A 14820-nucleotide genomic window follows, 5' to 3' on the forward strand; every position below is an offset into this window, starting at 1 on the left:
TGCAGATGTTGCGCGATGAAGCAGACGCGTTGCGTGCCGAGCTTGAAGAAACCAATCAGGGCGTACTGGCGCTGTACGCCGAGCTGGATAATCAGGCGGAGGAGTTGCGTCAGGCCTCTGATTTGAAGAGCCGCTTTCTGTCTTACATGAGCCACGAATTCCGTACGCCGCTGGGGTCGATTCTGAGTATCACCAGTCTGCTTCAGGATGAAATCGACGGGCCGTTGAGCGAAGAGCAGCACAGGCAGGTGGGGTTTGTCAGTGGTGCGGCCCGTGAGCTGAGCGACATGGTCGATGACCTGCTTGATCTGGCCAAGATCGAAGCCGGGCGCATCTCCATTTCCCCCGCATGGTTCGACATGTTCGACTTGTTCTCGGCGTTGCGTGGCATGTTCCGGCCAATCGTCAATGCCTCCTCGGTGGATCTCATTTTTGAGGAGCCTGTGGGCTTGCCGCGCCTCTATACCGACGACAAGAAGCTTGCGCAGATCCTGCGCAATTTCATCTCCAATTCCCTCAAGTTCACCCAGCGTGGTGAGGTGCGAGTGTCTGCGCGCCTGGAAAACGATCGCGAAATCCGCTTTGCGGTCGCGGATACCGGCGTGGGTATTCCTCAGGAAATGCATGGCGCTTTGTTCGAAGACTTCTCGCAGATCGACTCGCCCCTGCAAAAGCGTTTGCGCGGTACTGGCCTGGGTCTGTCATTGTGCAAACGATTTGCCGAGTTGCTGGGCGGGCGAGTAGGGCTGGAAAGCGAACCCGGCCACGGATCGACATTTTTCGTGATCATTCCATTGGCAATCGCCTCGGGGCATGCGGATGAAGCGTGAACTTCGGCTGCTGATTGTTGATGACAACGCAGCGACACGCTATGCGCTGCGTCGGCGCATGGAACGTCACGATTTTATTGTCAGCGAAGCGGGCACCGGCACTGACGGGCTTGAGCAGATTGCTGCGCAGGTTCCGGATGCGCTGATCCTCGATGTGAACCTGCCGGACATGAGCGGCTTCGATATCGTACGTCTGTTGCGAGCCGAACCACGCACTGCCTTGCTGCCCGTGGTGCATGTGTCTGCCGCGTCGATCCAGACCGCCGACATTGTCACCGGTCTCGAAGCCGGTGCTGACGCCTATCTGGTGCATCCGGTGGACCCTGATGTATTGCTGGCGACCTTGCGAACGCTGCTGCGGGTGCGAGACACCGAATACGCGTTACGTGAGAGTGAAGCGCGTTTCAGGGAGATATTCGTCAATATTTCCGCACCGATTGCGGTGATGGACGCTCAGCTCAAGGTCCACGAGTGCAACCACGCGTTTGCGCTGCTGACCCATCAAAGCCTTGCCCAGGAAACCATGCTGGGCTCTCTGGCGGATGATCAGGATGAAGTCATTCAGGAGCTGCGTGCAGGCTTGTTGGCCGGCGAGCGCTGGCAAGGTACTTTGCGCATGCTGGTCAGAGGCGAATTGCGCGAGACCGAGTGGCAGGTGTCACCTTACCGCACGCCAGAGCTGAGCCTCGTGTTCGTCGAGGACGTGACCGAGCACCGGCAGCGTGAGCAATCACACCTCAAGCAGCTCGACAGCGTCAACACCAAGCTTGCCCATGAAGTGGCCGAACGTGCCCGCACCGAAGCGCAGTTGCTTCAGGCGCAGAAAATGGATGCGATTGGCAAGCTGACCGGCGGCATCGCCCATGACTTCAACAACTTGCTGACAGGTATCATTACCGGCATCGAGTTGATCAAGAAGCGCACCCAGGAAAACCGCCCCGAGAAAATCATGCGCTACGCCGAGGCCGCGCTGGCATCCGCTTCCAGCGCGGCGGCTCTGACCCATCGCTTACTGGCATTTGCTCGTCAGCAACCGCTTGATGCGCGACCCATCGATATCAACAAGCACATCCGTTCGCTGGAGGATTTGCTGCGCCGCACCATTGGCAAACGCATTGCGTTGACCCTGGACCTGACTTCGCAATCGGCCATTGCGCTGGTGGATGGCAGTCAGCTGGAAAGTGCATTGCTGAATCTGGTCATCAACGCGCGCGACGCGTTACCTAACGGCGGCACGATTCGTGTGACCACTTTCGCCGCGCATTCAAGCGGCGATGCCAGGCTGGCGGATGGCGCTTACCTGGCGCTGTCGGTCAAGGATGACGGCATCGGCATCGAGCACAGTGTCATCGACAAGGTGTTTGATCCGTTCTTCACCACCAAGCCTATTGGTGAGGGCACCGGGCTGGGGCTATCGACCATCTATGGCTTCGCTCGGCAGTCGCGAGGCGACGTAGTCATTCGCAGCGTTGTAGGCCACGGCACCGAAGTGACCCTGATGCTGCCAGCCGGGATTGATTCTGTGCCGGTGGAGGATGCGCCAAGTGCTGCTCCACGGGAAGGCGCGGGGCAGCACATTCTGATCGTTGAGGACACGGCGTCAGTGCGGATGTTCGTCAACGAGTTGCTGGTCGATACCGGCTATCGCTGCACTCAGGCAGGTGACGTCGCTACGGCATTGTCGATACTTGAAAACGATGCATCCATCGACCTGCTCCTCACAGATGTCGGCTTGCCGCATATGAACGGGCGAGAACTGGCGGATCGGGCCAGGGCCTGGCGACCTTGCTTGCCGGTACTGTTCATGACCGGTTATGCCGAGAACGCGGTGAACCGGCAGAGCTTTCTGGGGGAGGGCATGGACATGATTATCAAGCCCTTCAAACTGGGCGCTTTACTCGAGAAAGTCGACACCATGCTTGAGTCGCAGCCCTGAAACAGCTGATCGCCCGCCAGTTTTCAGTGACTGCACAGTCACAACCAGAAATATGTAGTGCTCTAAAAATATCACTACATAATTCTTGACGAAGCCCTTTTCGACTTGCATTATGCAGCTGTCTCCCTGATCGGGAGAGTTGCAAAGGGTGTTCTTGACATGCACGACGAGCCGTCGTGATGTTCCCGGATGTGTGCTGCCCACAAGGCAGATTGATGAAGCTGACCCGGCATGAGCGTCGTCTGACGTGAAGATGCTGGCGATACGTCCTCATGAGGCTTGTGGCTGACAGCTGTCAAGTTGCCGTTGGTTTCGGATGTTTCGCTACTTCTCCTCTCGTTGAGACGCTGCCGCGTAGCAGCTTTTCATCAAGGCTACATGCATCTAGTCAAGGGCCGGTTCTGCAAGGGTGTGAACGATAACGAGTGTTTCATCGTTTCGTTCATCTGCAGCAATACGAATTAATTGGCCGATTTGATGATGTGTTTGAGCTAACTAATTAATCAGATAACGAGCGGTCAAGGAGTTACACATGAACTTGAATAAGCAACCAACGATTGATGAGCTTTCCGAACTGTTTGCTGCGCGTAAAGACAGTCTGGATAACCATATTCTGTGGGTATGCGAAGAGGGGGAAGTGCGTATTGATCCTCTTGCTTCAGGCGTGCCGGAAGAGCAGTTCGTTGCCAGTCGCCCTAACTTGCGTACTCGCCTGTCGATGTACCGCCGTGGTCATGGCTGGGTAGGCAAGAAGGCCGCCGCCGACAAGCAATTCATGAGTGATGTGCTGCAAACACTGCAGGATGTGTGGAGTCAAGCCCAGCGTCAGCCTGACGCGCGGGTTGCTGAGCGGTCGTATTAAGTTGAGTTCGCAGTAATCCCCTGTAGGCGCGAATTCATTCGCGAAGCGTAGTGACAGTCGCATTGCTTCGCGAACAAGTTCGCTCCTACAGGGGATGTATGTTGTGCATTGTCTTCGTGGGCGCCAACTTGTTGGCGAGGCGGTGTGTCAGGGCAATTGTTTCGCGAACGCGTTCATGTTTTCTTAATAGATACAAGTAACAGAGTTGAACCGCATTCCTGTAGGCGTGAGCTTGCTCACGATTGCATCAGGTCTCACGACAAGTTGTTGTGATGAATATTGAATCGCGAGCAAACTCACTCCTACAGTTCATATGCCGCGAGAAACGGCGATGCAATTGACTTCATGGCATCTACATAGCCATGTCATCTACATAGCCATTTCATTTACATAGATAGTCCCTGCAACCCTCAAGTAGGCTTGTTCTGTTCGATAGGTTAGGCTTGGCCGCTTCCCGACGTTAGCGCCGGGCAGTATCTGATCTTCATCGTTCATGACAAGGCGCGTGTATGGATTTGCGGCAACTGGAAGCGTTCGCGGCGGTTATGTCGGCTGGCAGTGTCACGGCGGCGGGCAAGATGCTCGGTCGTTCACAACCCTCGGTCACGCGGGTCATTCAGGAGCTTGAGCAGGAGCTTGGCTTTGCTCTGTTCGAACGCAGCGGGCCCAAGGTCACGCCGACCCAGAAAGCGTTCATGATGTACGCCGAGGTGGAAAGTGCCTTGCTGGGCATCCGTAACATTCGCCAGCGCGCCTTGCATATTGCTCAGGATGAAAACCGCCAGATCAAGCTCGTCGCAATCCCGGCACTGGCCGCCGGTTTACTGCCTGCGGCTTTGTCCCGGCTGCCGCAGCCTCTGCAACCGCAGCACATTCAATTGCACAGCATGTCTCCGGAAAACGTCGTTCAGGCAGTCCTTTCCAAGACCATGGACCTGGGGGCAGTGAGTCTGCCGCTGGAGCATCGTGGCCTGGACATCCACTGGATCGGCGAGTCGCCGTGCGTGGCCGTGCTGCCCGCAGATTCAGAACTGGCTCGCTACGACGTACTGCCCATGGAGGTGCTGGCGGCGCACCCGTTAATCACCATGTCCAACCCGTTCCGTTTCCGTCGTCGTATCGACAAGGCGTTTCAGGATGCAGGTGGCAGGACGCCGCATATGCTCGATACCAACACCTCTCTGGTCGCCATGCAGATGGCTCGGGTCGGGTTGGGTATCGCCCTGGTGGACCCGTTCACGGCACTGGGTGTACCGATCAATGGTGTTGTAGTGCGACCTATCGAGTGCAACATCCCGTTCTTCTTCGGCTTGATTTCTGCCTTTGCCAGCCCGCTATCCGATGTGGCGGTGGCACTGGTCGACGAACTTGCCAGGTCCGCTCAGGCGCTTCTGCCGTCGATGATCATGCACGACCCAAGCGAACACGACGCTTTGCTGCAGAGCATTTATGCGGGGTAGTCGCAGGTTTTGAGCGGTGGCGGTGCGCGTACCCCACACCAGAGCTCAACCCTGTCTTGATCTGAAATGCGGTTTCCTGTGGGAGCAGAGCTTGGTCTGGGCGGCTTCCACAGGGGGAATGCATCAGCTGCACCATTGCTGCCACTAATACCTTTCTGGAATATCAATATTCAATAATCATCGTTGAAGGAATATTTCACGGCTTCTACTATTCGCTTTACGAATTCATGAGCCTTATGAATTCGAAAATGTATGAGTGTGGAATGCTTCTTGTATAGCAAGTGACCACCTTTTCTCGAATGCCGAGTATTGAAAATGTCCGATTTGAACACCGCCAGTGGTCTTGCTGCGCTGGAAGCTCGCCTGCAGCAGGATTTGCAATGGCTGGATCTGCCTGCTTCACCCTGGGTAAAACCGCGGGTCAATGACGGGCAGGCGGTGTTGGATGTGGCCATTATCGGTGGCGGCATGGCGGGCCTGGCACTGGCCGCCGAGCTACGCAACATGGGTGTGATCGCGCGCATTTACGATCAATCGCCAGCCGGTTTCGAAGGCCCGTGGGCGACTACCGCGCGCATGGAAACGTTGCGTTCGCCCAAACAACTGACGGGTCCCGCATTGGGCCTGCCTGCCCTGACATTCAGAGCCTGGTTCGAGGCACAGTTCGGTCTGGCGGCGTGGAATGCGCTGGACAAGATCCCGCGTCTGCAATGGGCGGATTACCTGCGCTGGTATCGCAAAGCACTCAAGCTGGACGTGCGCAACGAGCATCGGGTGAGCCGGGTCCAGCCTCGTGCGGACGGTCTGGTTGAGCTGGATGTCCAGCATGCCGGGCAGCTTCAAACTATTGTGGCCCGCCACGTGGTGTTGGCCACTGGTCGCGATGGTCTGGGTGGTCCTTGGGTGCCTGATTTTGCCCACAGTTTGCCCCGGCATTTCTGGGCGCATTCGGCTGACGGGTTGCAGGACGATTGGTTCGTCGGCAAGCGCGTTGCTGTGATCGGTGGTGGTGCATCGGCGATGGACAGTGCTGCCACCGCGCTGGAAGCTGGTGCGCAGCGGGTCGATCTGCTGATTCGTCGGGCCGAGCTGCCGCGGGTCAACAAAGGCAAGGGCGCTGGCAATCCAGGCATGACCCACGGTTACTGGCGCCTGCCGGATACCTGGAAATGGCGAATTCGCAAATACCTGAACACTCAGCAAGTCCCACCGCCGAGGGGCAGTACACAGCGTGTTTCCCGCTCCCCCAACTCCCGTTTTCTGCTGAACAGCCCGGTCGTTGCCGTTCAGGAAAACCCGGCCGGTGGCCTGTGGGTGGATACGCCGAAGGCGCGGATCGAGGTGGATTTTCTGGTATTCGCTACCGGCTTTCGCACCAACTTCCAGCTGCGTCCCGAGTTCGCCAGTTTTGCCTCGCATGTCCGCGCCTGGAGCGACAGCTTCACACCACCCGGCGGCGAGCCGGATAACGAACTGGAGGACTTGCCGGACCTGGGTCTGTGCTTCGAATTTCAGGAAAAGACCCCCGGAGCATGCCCCGGCATCGGTCAGATTCATTGCTTCAACTATCCGGCAGCCCTGAGCTACGGCGCGGTGTCGGGTGATATCCCGGCCATCAGCGAAGGCGCCAAGCGTCTCGCTCAAGGGCTGGCAGGCCAGTTATTCAACGAAGACATCGAGCTGCATTTTGAAGCGATGCAGAACTACGCCGAACCTGAGTTGCTCGGTGATGAATGGGTCGCCAGCGAGCCGACGGCTCAAGAGTTACGCGGATGATCGGCTGGCTGGTGCGGCGCCTGAGTCAGTCGCTGTTGGTGGTACTGCTGATGACCCTGGTGGTTTTCATTGGCCTGAACGCCATCGGCAATCCGATGGACATTCTGGTCGGCGAGGACCTCAACCAGGCCGAACGTCTGGCAGCCATTGCTCATCTGGGGCTGGATAAGCCGTTATGGCAGCAATACCTGTTGTTCCTCAAGGGCGCTGTGCAAGGCAATCTCGGTCAGAGCTTTGTTTACCACGAAGACGCCATGCGCCTGATCGTGCAGCGCCTGCCCGCGACGTTTGAACTGGCTTTTAGCGCGATGTTTCTCGCTGTCGTGCTTGGCGTGCCGCTGGGCATGTTCGCCGGCAGCTATCCCGATCACCCGTTGTCACGCATGTTGATGGCCTCCAGCATTGTCGGTTTTTCGCTGCCCGCGTTCTGGGTGGCGTTGATGATGATCATGCTGTTCTCCATCAAGCTTGGCTGGCTGCCCGCCAGCGGCCGGGGTGAAACCCGTGAACTGTTCGGCATTCAGTGGTCCTTCCTGACCCTCGACGGTTTGCAGCACCTGATTTTGCCTGCACTCAATCTGGCGCTGTTCAAGATATCTCTGGTGCTGCGCCTGACCCGTGCTGGCGTGCGTGAAGTGCTGCCGCAGGAATACGTGAAGTTTGCCCGCGCCAAAGGCCTGTCGCCGGTGCGGGTGATGTGCATGCATGTAATGCGCAACACCATGATTCCGCTGGTCACGGTGTTGGCCATGGAGCTGGGGTCGACGATCGCGTATGCCGTGGTGACCGAAAGCATTTTTGCCTGGCCCGGTGCAGGCAAGCTGATTCTGGACAGCATCAACATGCTAGACCGCCCGGTGGTGGTGGCTTATCTGATGGTGGTTGTGGTGATTTTTGTGGTGCTCAATCTGATTGTCGATGCGCTGTATTACTTCCTCGACCCGCGTGTGCGTGTGGAGGGGAAACGATGAGCCAGGTCCCCTTAGCGACTTTCAAGGCGCAATCGCCATGGCGGCGCGGCATCTCCGAGTTCAAGACTTCGCCGACAGCGATGCTCGGTTTGCTGGTGTTGGTGTTTATCGTCGGTGTCGCGGCGCTGGCGCCGTGGATTGTTCATCAGAATCCCTATGACCTGATGCAGCTCAACGTTCTGGATGCGCGCCTGCCTCCGGGGACGGAAAACGTTGATGAGGGGTACATCTATTGGCTGGGCACCGATGGCCAGGGGCGCGATTTGCTGTCGGCGATTATTTACGGCCTGCGTATCAGCCTTTGGGTCGGTATTGGTTCGGCGCTGATCGCGGCGGTACTCGGCACCATGCTCGGTTTGTTGTCCGCGTATGCGGGTGGTTGGGTCGATGCGTTGTTGATGCGTCTGGTGGATTTGCTGTTGTCGTTCCCGGTGATCCTCATGGCGTTGATGATTCTCGCCTGGCTGGGCAAGGGCGTCGGCAATGTGATGCTGACGCTGGTGGTGCTGGAATGGGCCTATTACGCGCGTACCGCCCGTGGTCAGGCGCTGACTGAAAGCCGCCGCGAATACGTCGATGCCGCGCGCGGGCAGGGCATCGGTTCGTGGCGCATTGTGGTCGGGCACATTCTGCCCAACTGCCTGCCACCGCTGATCGTTATCGGCGCGTTGCAGATCGCCCGGGCTATCACTCTGGAAGCAACCCTGTCGTTTCTCGGACTTGGCGTGCCGATCACCGAACCTTCGCTGGGCCTGCTGATTGCCAATGGCTTTCAGTACATGCTCAGCGATGAATACTGGATCAGCTTCTATCCCGGTGTGGCGCTGCTGATCACCATCGTTGCCATCAACCTGGTGGGCGACCGTCTGCGTGATGTGCTGAACCCGAGGTTGCAACGATGAGCCTGCCAAACAGTTCTGCCGAGTCGTTGGCCGTCGAACAAGCGGCAAGCGTGCAGCCGACGCTGGATGTGCGCGGGCTGTGCACTTCTTTCTACACCCGCGCCGGGGTGCTGCCTGCGGTGCGTGATGTGTCCCTGAGCATTCAGCCGGGGCGAATACTTGGACTGGTGGGCGAGTCCGGTTCCGGCAAGTCAGTCACCGGTTTCTCCATCCTCGGTCTGGTGGATGAGCCGGGGCGGATCAGTGGCGGGGAAGTACTGTTTAAAGGTCGCGACCTGACGCGTTTGTCCGCTAAGGAATTGCGTCACCTGCAAGGCAATCGCATCGCGATGATTTTTCAGGACCCGATGATGACCCTCAATCCAGTGCTGCGCGTCGATACGCAAATGATCGAGGCGGTGCAAGCACACCAGCCACTCAGTCGCACGGAGGCTCGTGAACATGCCAGCCGTACGTTGGCGCTGTTGGGTATCGCCAGCCCCGATGAGCGTCTGCGCGCCTACCCGCACCAACTGTCCGGGGGCATGCGTCAGCGGGTAGCGATTGCCATTGCCTTGCTGCATTCGCCGGACCTGATCATTGCCGATGAACCGACTACAGCACTGGACGTGACCATTCAGGCGCAGATTCTCAGTGAGGTGCAGAAGCTGGTCCGTCAGCAGGGCACTTCGCTGATCTGGATTACTCACGATCTGTCGGTAGTCGCCGGTCTGGCGGACGATATTGCGGTGATGTACGCCGGGCGCATCGTCGAGCAAGGCACCGTCGCGGCGGTGCTGGATCGCCCGCAACACCCTTACACCCAAGGCCTGATCGACAGCTTGCCGAGCCGTAACAAACGCGGTCAGCGGTTACGGCAGATTCCCGGCATGGCACCGGATCTGCTGTCGATGCCAACAGGTTGCGCCTTCGCTGCGCGTTGCACCCGAGCGACTTCGGTGTGCGAGCAGGATCCGCCCAGTCAAGCGATAGAGCCGGGCCGACTGGTCCGCTGTTTTCACCCGGGAGCCGCCGATGAGCAATGAATCGACGCCAATCATCGAGCTGCGCGATGTCAGCAAGACATTCGGCAAAGCCAGCCCTGAGACCGGGCTGCAGCATCTGTTGCAGCGCCTGCAACTGACGCGGCCGACGTCAGTGACACACGCTGTCGACCGGGTTGATCTGCGCATTGTGCGGGGCGAAGTGGTGGGGCTGGTCGGCGAGTCCGGCTGTGGCAAGTCGACCCTTGGCCGAATGGTCGCGGGCTTGCTGCCGGTGTCTTCCGGCACGGCGTCCATTGACGGCAAATCCATTGAAGACTTCACCCATGAAGAGCGTCAGGCGTCGCGGCTGAAAATCCAGATGATCTTTCAGGACCCGTCCGCCAGCCTCAACCCGCGCCTTCGTGTGGACCGTATCGTCGGGGAGGGCGCGTTGCTGCATGGCCTGACCGACAAGGCGGGTTTCGACGATTACGTCAGTGCTCAACTGCAACGTGCCGGGCTCAGCCCGCAGTTGCGCCAGCGCTATCCACACCAGTTCAGCGGCGGCCAGCGTCAGCGCATTGGTATCGCTCGTGCGTTGGCGGTGCAGCCTGAGCTGCTGGTCTGCGATGAGTCAGTGGCGGCGCTGGACGTGTCGATTCAGGCGCAGATTCTCAACCTGTTCATGGACCTGCGCGACGAGCTTGGCCTGACCTATCTGTTCATCAGCCATGACCTCGGCGTGGTCGAGCATCTGTGCGATCGCGTGGTGGTGATGTACCTGGGGCGGGTCGTGGAGAGCGCCGACGTCGATGACTTGTTCAGTCGCGCTAACCATCCTTACACCCAGGCCTTGTTGGCGCAGATCCCGCGTTTCGATATTCGCAGTGCCCGTTATGACGCGATCAAAGGGGAAATCCCCAGCCCGCTGAACCCGCCTGCCGGGTGTCATTTCCATCCTCGTTGCCCGCACGCCATGGCGCGCTGTCGCGTGGAAGTTCCACCGCTCAGGGAGGTTTCGCCGAACCACCTGAGCGCTTGCCACCTCAACGAAACAGCCTGAACGGGCGCTTGATCGCCTGTCTTTCTTATTGCCATTGCGTACAAGGAAACAACACATGAAACCTCTTGTTCGTTCACTGTTGGCTTCGGCCCTGATTCTGGCCAGCGGCAGTGCCTCGGCTGAAGCCTTGCGTATCGGTTACGCCGACCCGGTCTCATCCCTTGATCCACAACTGAACAACTATGCCGGGGACCGATCGGTGGCGCTGCATGCCTTCGAGTCGCTGGTCAATCGTCGCGACGACAAGACCCTGCCGGGTCTGGCCAAAAGCTGGAAGGTGCTGGACGACAAGACTTGGGAGTTCAACCTGCGCGACGACGTCAAGTGGCAGGACGGCAAACCGCTGACCGCCGATGATTTCGTGTTCTCCTTCGAGCGCGCCCGCGCCGTGCCAGGCTCCGTGGCGTCTTACGCGGGTGCCATGCGCACCGTCGAGTCGATCCAGGCCAAGGATGATCACACCCTGATCATCAAGACCCGCTCACCTAACGCCAACCTGCTGCCGGATGTCGATTCGATCTACATCGTCAGCCGACATGTCGGTGCAGGTGCTGCCAGTGCCGATTACAACTCCGGCAAAGCGATGGTCGGCACCGGGCCTTATCGTTTTGTTTCCTTTGTGCCGGGCGACCGCACGATTTTCGAGCGCAATACCGAGTATTGGGGCGAGAAACCGCTGTGGGACAGCGTTGATTATCGTTACATCGCCAATGCCGCGAGCCGCACTGCAGCCTTGCTGGCGGGTGACGTGGACGTGATCGACAAGGTCTCGCCAACCGACGTGGCGCGTCTGCGTCAAAGCCCGAATGTGAAGGTTTACGCTTACTCCGGTCTGCGTGCGCTGATTGTTCAACCGAGCTTCCGTGAAGGTCCGAACGAATACATCCGTGACAACGCGGGCAAGCCTCTGGAGCAGAACCCGCTGCGTGATGTGAAGGTGCGCAAGGCGCTGTCGCTGGCGATCAATCGCCAGGCGATTGTCGAGCGCATCATGCAAGGCACCGTGACCGAGGCCAACCAGTGGATGCCAGCCAAGACGTTTGGCTACAACAACGATCTGAAAAACATCCCGTACGACCCGAAACAGGCCAAGGAGCTGCTCAAAGAAGCGGGCTTCCCGGATGGCTTCCAGTTGACCGTGCATGTGCCGGGTGACCGTTACCCGCAAGCACCGGAAACCATGCAGGCCGTGGCACAGTTCTGGTCGCGGATTGGCGTCAAGGTGCAGCTGGAAGTTCTGCCTTGGGCGGTTTACGCCGGCAAGGCGAACAAGAACGAACTGGCGATCAGTGTGATCGGTTGGGGTAACGGCACTGGCGAAGCGGCTTATGCCTTGACCAACATCCTGGCAACCGTTGACAGCACCAAAGGTCTCGGCGCTTCCAACTGGGGGCACTACAGCAACCCGTTGGTGGATCAAGCCCTGGCCAACGCGACCTCGGAATTCGATGAAGCCAAGCGCCGCGCAATTCTGGAGCAGTCGGCCAAGGTCGTGACTGACGACGTCGGCATCATCCCGCTGTTTCATTACCAGAACATCTGGGCTGCGCGTAAAGACCTGAAAGTTGAGCCGCTGGTCAGCGACCGCACTGCGGCGAGCATGGTCACCAAACTGCCTTGACGCCCGGAGCCTGCCGCCATACCAGCGGCAGGCTCAGCCCGATCCATTCAGAGGAGCTGTAATGAATTCCACCGCTCAATCGCCGGATGTCCTGGATGAATTGCTGGGCCTTTCGCCCGGCACACATCTGTATCAGGTCCGTCATGCCCGTGACAAAGTGCTGGCCGCGACTCAGGGCAGCCACGCACAGTTTTTCGATCCGCTGCTTGCAGACAATCTGTCCCTGATCGAGCGTTTGGCGGTCGCGTATTTTGCCAGTCGTCTGACCCCGAATCAGCTGTTGGCAGACTACTATCTTGAGCAGTTGCAGGCGCTGGACGTTGATCTGTCGCTGGTCGGGGCCATTGACGCTGGTGTTCTTGAGCGTCTTGAAAGTGCGCGGCTGCAAGCCATTCTCGGCTTTACCCAAACCTTGATCGAACGCCCAGTGGAAGGTGATCAGCAGGCTTTACTCGTACTACAGCAAGCTGGATTGTCCACTGCGGAGATCGTCGTGCTCGCGCAGTTGATTGCGTATCTGTCTTATCAGGTCAGGCTCGCTGCCGGACTTGCCGCATTGTCAGCCGCAGGAGCCGCGTGATGAGTGAGCCAATCCGTATCAACGGTTTCACCAGCGAAGTGCTGGGGTGGAAAGCATGGCTGCCGACCATCAAACTCGACAGCGCGACACCCGAACAGGTCGCCGTGCTGGAGGAAAGTCATCCGCAGGCCAAAGTGTCCGATTATTACCTGACCCTGGCCCATCAGCCCGAGGTGCTGCGCCAGCGTTCTCTGGCTTTCAACGCCATCATGTATGCCCCTGGTGGCCTGTCGCGTGCCGAACGCGAACTGGCGAGTACAGTGGTTTCGCGCATCAATCAGTGTGTGTATTGCGCTTCGGTGCATGCCCAGCGCTTTGAGCAACTGGCCAAGCGCAACGACGTGATTGCCGAAATCTTCACCGACCCTGAGACGGCCGGCACGACCGACCGGGAAAAAGCCATCGTGCGCTTTTCCATCGACCTGACCCTTGATCCGTCTGCGCTGGGTGCCGAGCACATTCAGCCGCTACGTGCGCAGGGCCTGGACGATGCGCAGATTCTTGACCTGATCCACGCGATCTCGATTTTTGCCTGGGCCAACCGTCTGATGCTCAATCTGGGCGAGCCGGTTTACAAGGGGTTGTGACAGGACGTGGTCAGCAATCAAGCGTTTGAATAAAAACTTCGCTAAAAATTGTACAAAGCGTCGATCGTCGTATAGCTTTTAAGTCTGAAGGGTCAGCTTCCCGGTGTTGTTGTGGTCTTTGACCTTGCACCGGGTTGCTGACCTTTTTTTGTTCTTGCCCTGAAGTCCCGGACGAGAGGCGCTGTATGGCACGACTATGGTTAGTGGTTTTCCTGCTGTTCAGTCAGGTGTTCAGCCAGGTGGCGAGCGCTTCCTGGCAAGAGTCGCTACCCAACGCCCAAGTGGTCGGCGGTGGCGATCTGCGGGTGTTCGGCTTTCGTGTCTATACCGCACGCCTATTGAGTGCAGACAAGCCTTTCAAGGCCGATCAGCCGCTGGCGCTGGAGCTGACTTACCACCGGACGATTTCCCGGGACGATCTGGTCGAGGCCAGTATCGTCGAGATCAAGCGTACTTCCCCCAAGGCGATTCCCGAGAAGCAGCTGGTCGCGTGGCGTGAGCAAATGGCGCAGGCGTTTGTCGATGTTGAAGAGGGCATGAAGATCACCGGGGTGTATTTCCCTGGCCGCGAAGCGCGCTTTTACGTCGGTGACAAGCTGCAGCACGTTGTACAGGATCCGCAGTTCGCCAAAGCTTTCTTCGACATCTGGCTGAGCCCGAAAACCCGCAACCCGGAGCTGCGTGAGCAACTGATGGGACGCGCCGCCAAGTAATTCATTTTCTGTTGGGAGCTGCGACATGTTGAAGGCCTTGATCATCGCTGCATGTATCGGTTTGGCTGCCTGTAGCGGCGTGGACGTGAAGCAGTACAGCCAGGAACAGCCCAAGCTGGATCTGCGCGAATACTTCACCGGCCGCGTCGTGGCGCAGGGTATTTTCCAGAAGCGCTCGGGAGAGGTCACCAAACGCATGGACGTGGTGATCAATGGTCGCAGCGAAGGCGATGCGCTGATCCTGCATGAAGACTTCACCTACAGCGACGGTAAAAAAGAAACCCGGATATGGACGCTTGTTCCTGACGGGCCAGGCCGATGGAAGGGCACGGCGGGGGATGTCGATGGCGAGGCGTTCGGAGAAGTGTCCGGCAATGCCTTCCACTGGCGCTACGTGCTGAACCTGCCGGTGGATGGCACCACGTACAAAGTGCATTTCGATGACTGGATGTACCTGCTGGACGACAAGACTCTGGCCAATCGCTCGTACATGAGCAAATTGGGTGTGGAGCTGGGACAGGTGACGTTTTTCTTTCGTAAGCAATAGAAACCTG

General features: G+C 58.4%; 14 protein-coding genes. All 14 read left to right on the forward strand.

The window, feature by feature from the left end; all coding sequences use genetic code 11:
- Positions 1–5: 5 nt before the first annotated feature.
- The 14 genes from AUC60_RS13950 (at position 6) to AUC60_RS14015 (ending at position 14813) form a co-directional block, all read left to right on the forward strand.
- Positions 6–830, forward strand: coding sequence for a sensor histidine kinase (locus tag AUC60_RS13950; protein WP_087268358.1), 825 nt, complete (start codon positions 6–8; stop codon positions 828–830).
- Complete coding sequence (locus tag AUC60_RS13955) at positions 820–2766, forward strand: response regulator (protein ID WP_087268199.1); 1947 nt, start codon at positions 820–822, stop codon at positions 2764–2766. The genes AUC60_RS13950 and AUC60_RS13955 overlap by 11 nt, the downstream gene beginning before the upstream one ends.
- Before the next feature lie 532 nt (positions 2767–3298).
- Positions 3299–3628, forward strand: coding sequence for a hypothetical protein (locus AUC60_RS13960; RefSeq protein WP_087268202.1), 330 nt, complete (start codon positions 3299–3301; stop codon positions 3626–3628).
- Positions 3629–4137: 509 nt separating this feature from the next.
- Positions 4138–5088, forward strand: coding sequence for a LysR family transcriptional regulator (locus tag AUC60_RS13965; RefSeq protein WP_087268205.1), 951 nt, complete (start codon positions 4138–4140; stop codon positions 5086–5088).
- 315 nt (positions 5089–5403) lie between these two features.
- A complete protein-coding gene (locus tag AUC60_RS13970) occupies positions 5404–6864 on the forward strand; it encodes an FAD-dependent oxidoreductase (protein WP_087268208.1) in 1461 nt (486 codons plus the stop codon).
- Entirely contained in the window at positions 6861–7835 is a 975-nt protein-coding gene (locus AUC60_RS13975) for an ABC transporter permease (RefSeq protein ID WP_087268211.1), read from the forward strand. The genes AUC60_RS13970 and AUC60_RS13975 overlap by 4 nt, the downstream gene beginning before the upstream one ends.
- Positions 7832–8737 (forward strand): ABC transporter permease, encoded by a 906-nt coding sequence (locus tag AUC60_RS13980; RefSeq protein ID WP_087268214.1) that lies wholly within the window; start codon positions 7832–7834, stop codon positions 8735–8737. The genes AUC60_RS13975 and AUC60_RS13980 overlap by 4 nt, the downstream gene beginning before the upstream one ends.
- Positions 8734–9762, forward strand: a complete 1029-nt coding sequence (locus tag AUC60_RS13985) for an ABC transporter ATP-binding protein (protein WP_087268217.1) — start codon at positions 8734–8736, stop codon at positions 9760–9762. Before AUC60_RS13980 ends, AUC60_RS13985 begins: the two co-directional genes overlap by 4 nt.
- The gene (locus AUC60_RS13990) at positions 9752–10765 is read left to right on the forward strand and encodes an ABC transporter ATP-binding protein (protein ID WP_087268220.1); all 1014 of its coding nucleotides are present in this window, start codon (positions 9752–9754) and stop codon (positions 10763–10765) included. Before AUC60_RS13985 ends, AUC60_RS13990 begins: the two co-directional genes overlap by 11 nt.
- A gap of 55 nt (positions 10766–10820) precedes the next feature.
- Positions 10821–12386, forward strand: coding sequence for an ABC transporter substrate-binding protein (locus tag AUC60_RS13995; RefSeq protein ID WP_087268223.1), 1566 nt, complete (start codon positions 10821–10823; stop codon positions 12384–12386).
- Positions 12387–12447: 61 nt separating this feature from the next.
- Positions 12448–12966, forward strand: coding sequence for a CMD domain-containing protein (locus AUC60_RS14000; protein WP_087268226.1), 519 nt, complete (start codon positions 12448–12450; stop codon positions 12964–12966).
- On the forward strand, positions 12966–13553 hold the full coding sequence (locus tag AUC60_RS14005; protein WP_087268230.1) for a peroxidase-related enzyme: 588 nt from the start codon (positions 12966–12968) through the stop codon (positions 13551–13553). The genes AUC60_RS14000 and AUC60_RS14005 overlap by 1 nt, the downstream gene beginning before the upstream one ends.
- Positions 13554–13738: 185 nt before the next feature.
- On the forward strand, positions 13739–14266 hold the full coding sequence (locus tag AUC60_RS14010) for a chalcone isomerase family protein (protein WP_087268233.1): 528 nt from the start codon (positions 13739–13741) through the stop codon (positions 14264–14266).
- Between the two features lie 25 nt (positions 14267–14291).
- Positions 14292–14813, forward strand: a complete 522-nt coding sequence (locus AUC60_RS14015) for a DUF3833 domain-containing protein (protein WP_087268236.1) — start codon at positions 14292–14294, stop codon at positions 14811–14813.
- Positions 14814–14820: the final 7 nt, after the last annotated feature.

The sequence above is a fragment of the Pseudomonas caspiana genome (genome assembly GCF_002158995.1).
Taxonomy (GTDB): domain Bacteria; phylum Pseudomonadota; class Gammaproteobacteria; order Pseudomonadales; family Pseudomonadaceae; genus Aquipseudomonas; species Aquipseudomonas caspiana.

What these genes read in the sequence shown, in the direction of transcription:
- AUC60_RS14000 (WP_087268226.1), top strand. Translation starts at nt 12,448, where the DNA reads ATGAATTCCACCGCTCAATCGCCGGATGTCCTGGATGAATTGCTGGGC.
- AUC60_RS13970 (WP_087268208.1), top strand. Translation starts at nt 5,404, where the DNA reads ATGTCCGATTTGAACACCGCCAGTGGTCTTGCTGCGCTGGAAGCTCGC.
- AUC60_RS13965 (WP_087268205.1), top strand. Translation starts at nt 4,138, where the DNA reads ATGGATTTGCGGCAACTGGAAGCGTTCGCGGCGGTTATGTCGGCTGGC.
- AUC60_RS14010 (WP_087268233.1), top strand. Translation starts at nt 13,739, where the DNA reads ATGGCACGACTATGGTTAGTGGTTTTCCTGCTGTTCAGTCAGGTGTTC.
- AUC60_RS13990 (WP_087268220.1), top strand. Translation starts at nt 9,752, where the DNA reads ATGAGCAATGAATCGACGCCAATCATCGAGCTGCGCGATGTCAGCAAG.
- AUC60_RS13980 (WP_087268214.1), top strand. Translation starts at nt 7,832, where the DNA reads ATGAGCCAGGTCCCCTTAGCGACTTTCAAGGCGCAATCGCCATGGCGG.
- AUC60_RS14015 (WP_087268236.1), top strand. Translation starts at nt 14,292, where the DNA reads ATGTTGAAGGCCTTGATCATCGCTGCATGTATCGGTTTGGCTGCCTGT.
- AUC60_RS13960 (WP_087268202.1), top strand. Translation starts at nt 3,299, where the DNA reads ATGAACTTGAATAAGCAACCAACGATTGATGAGCTTTCCGAACTGTTT.
- AUC60_RS13995 (WP_087268223.1), top strand. Translation starts at nt 10,821, where the DNA reads ATGAAACCTCTTGTTCGTTCACTGTTGGCTTCGGCCCTGATTCTGGCC.
- AUC60_RS13955 (WP_087268199.1), top strand. Translation starts at nt 820, where the DNA reads ATGAAGCGTGAACTTCGGCTGCTGATTGTTGATGACAACGCAGCGACA.
- AUC60_RS14005 (WP_087268230.1), top strand. Translation starts at nt 12,966, where the DNA reads ATGAGTGAGCCAATCCGTATCAACGGTTTCACCAGCGAAGTGCTGGGG.
- AUC60_RS13975 (WP_087268211.1), top strand. Translation starts at nt 6,861, where the DNA reads ATGATCGGCTGGCTGGTGCGGCGCCTGAGTCAGTCGCTGTTGGTGGTA.
- AUC60_RS13950 (WP_087268358.1), top strand. Translation starts at nt 6, where the DNA reads ATGTTGCGCGATGAAGCAGACGCGTTGCGTGCCGAGCTTGAAGAAACC.
- AUC60_RS13985 (WP_087268217.1), top strand. Translation starts at nt 8,734, where the DNA reads ATGAGCCTGCCAAACAGTTCTGCCGAGTCGTTGGCCGTCGAACAAGCG.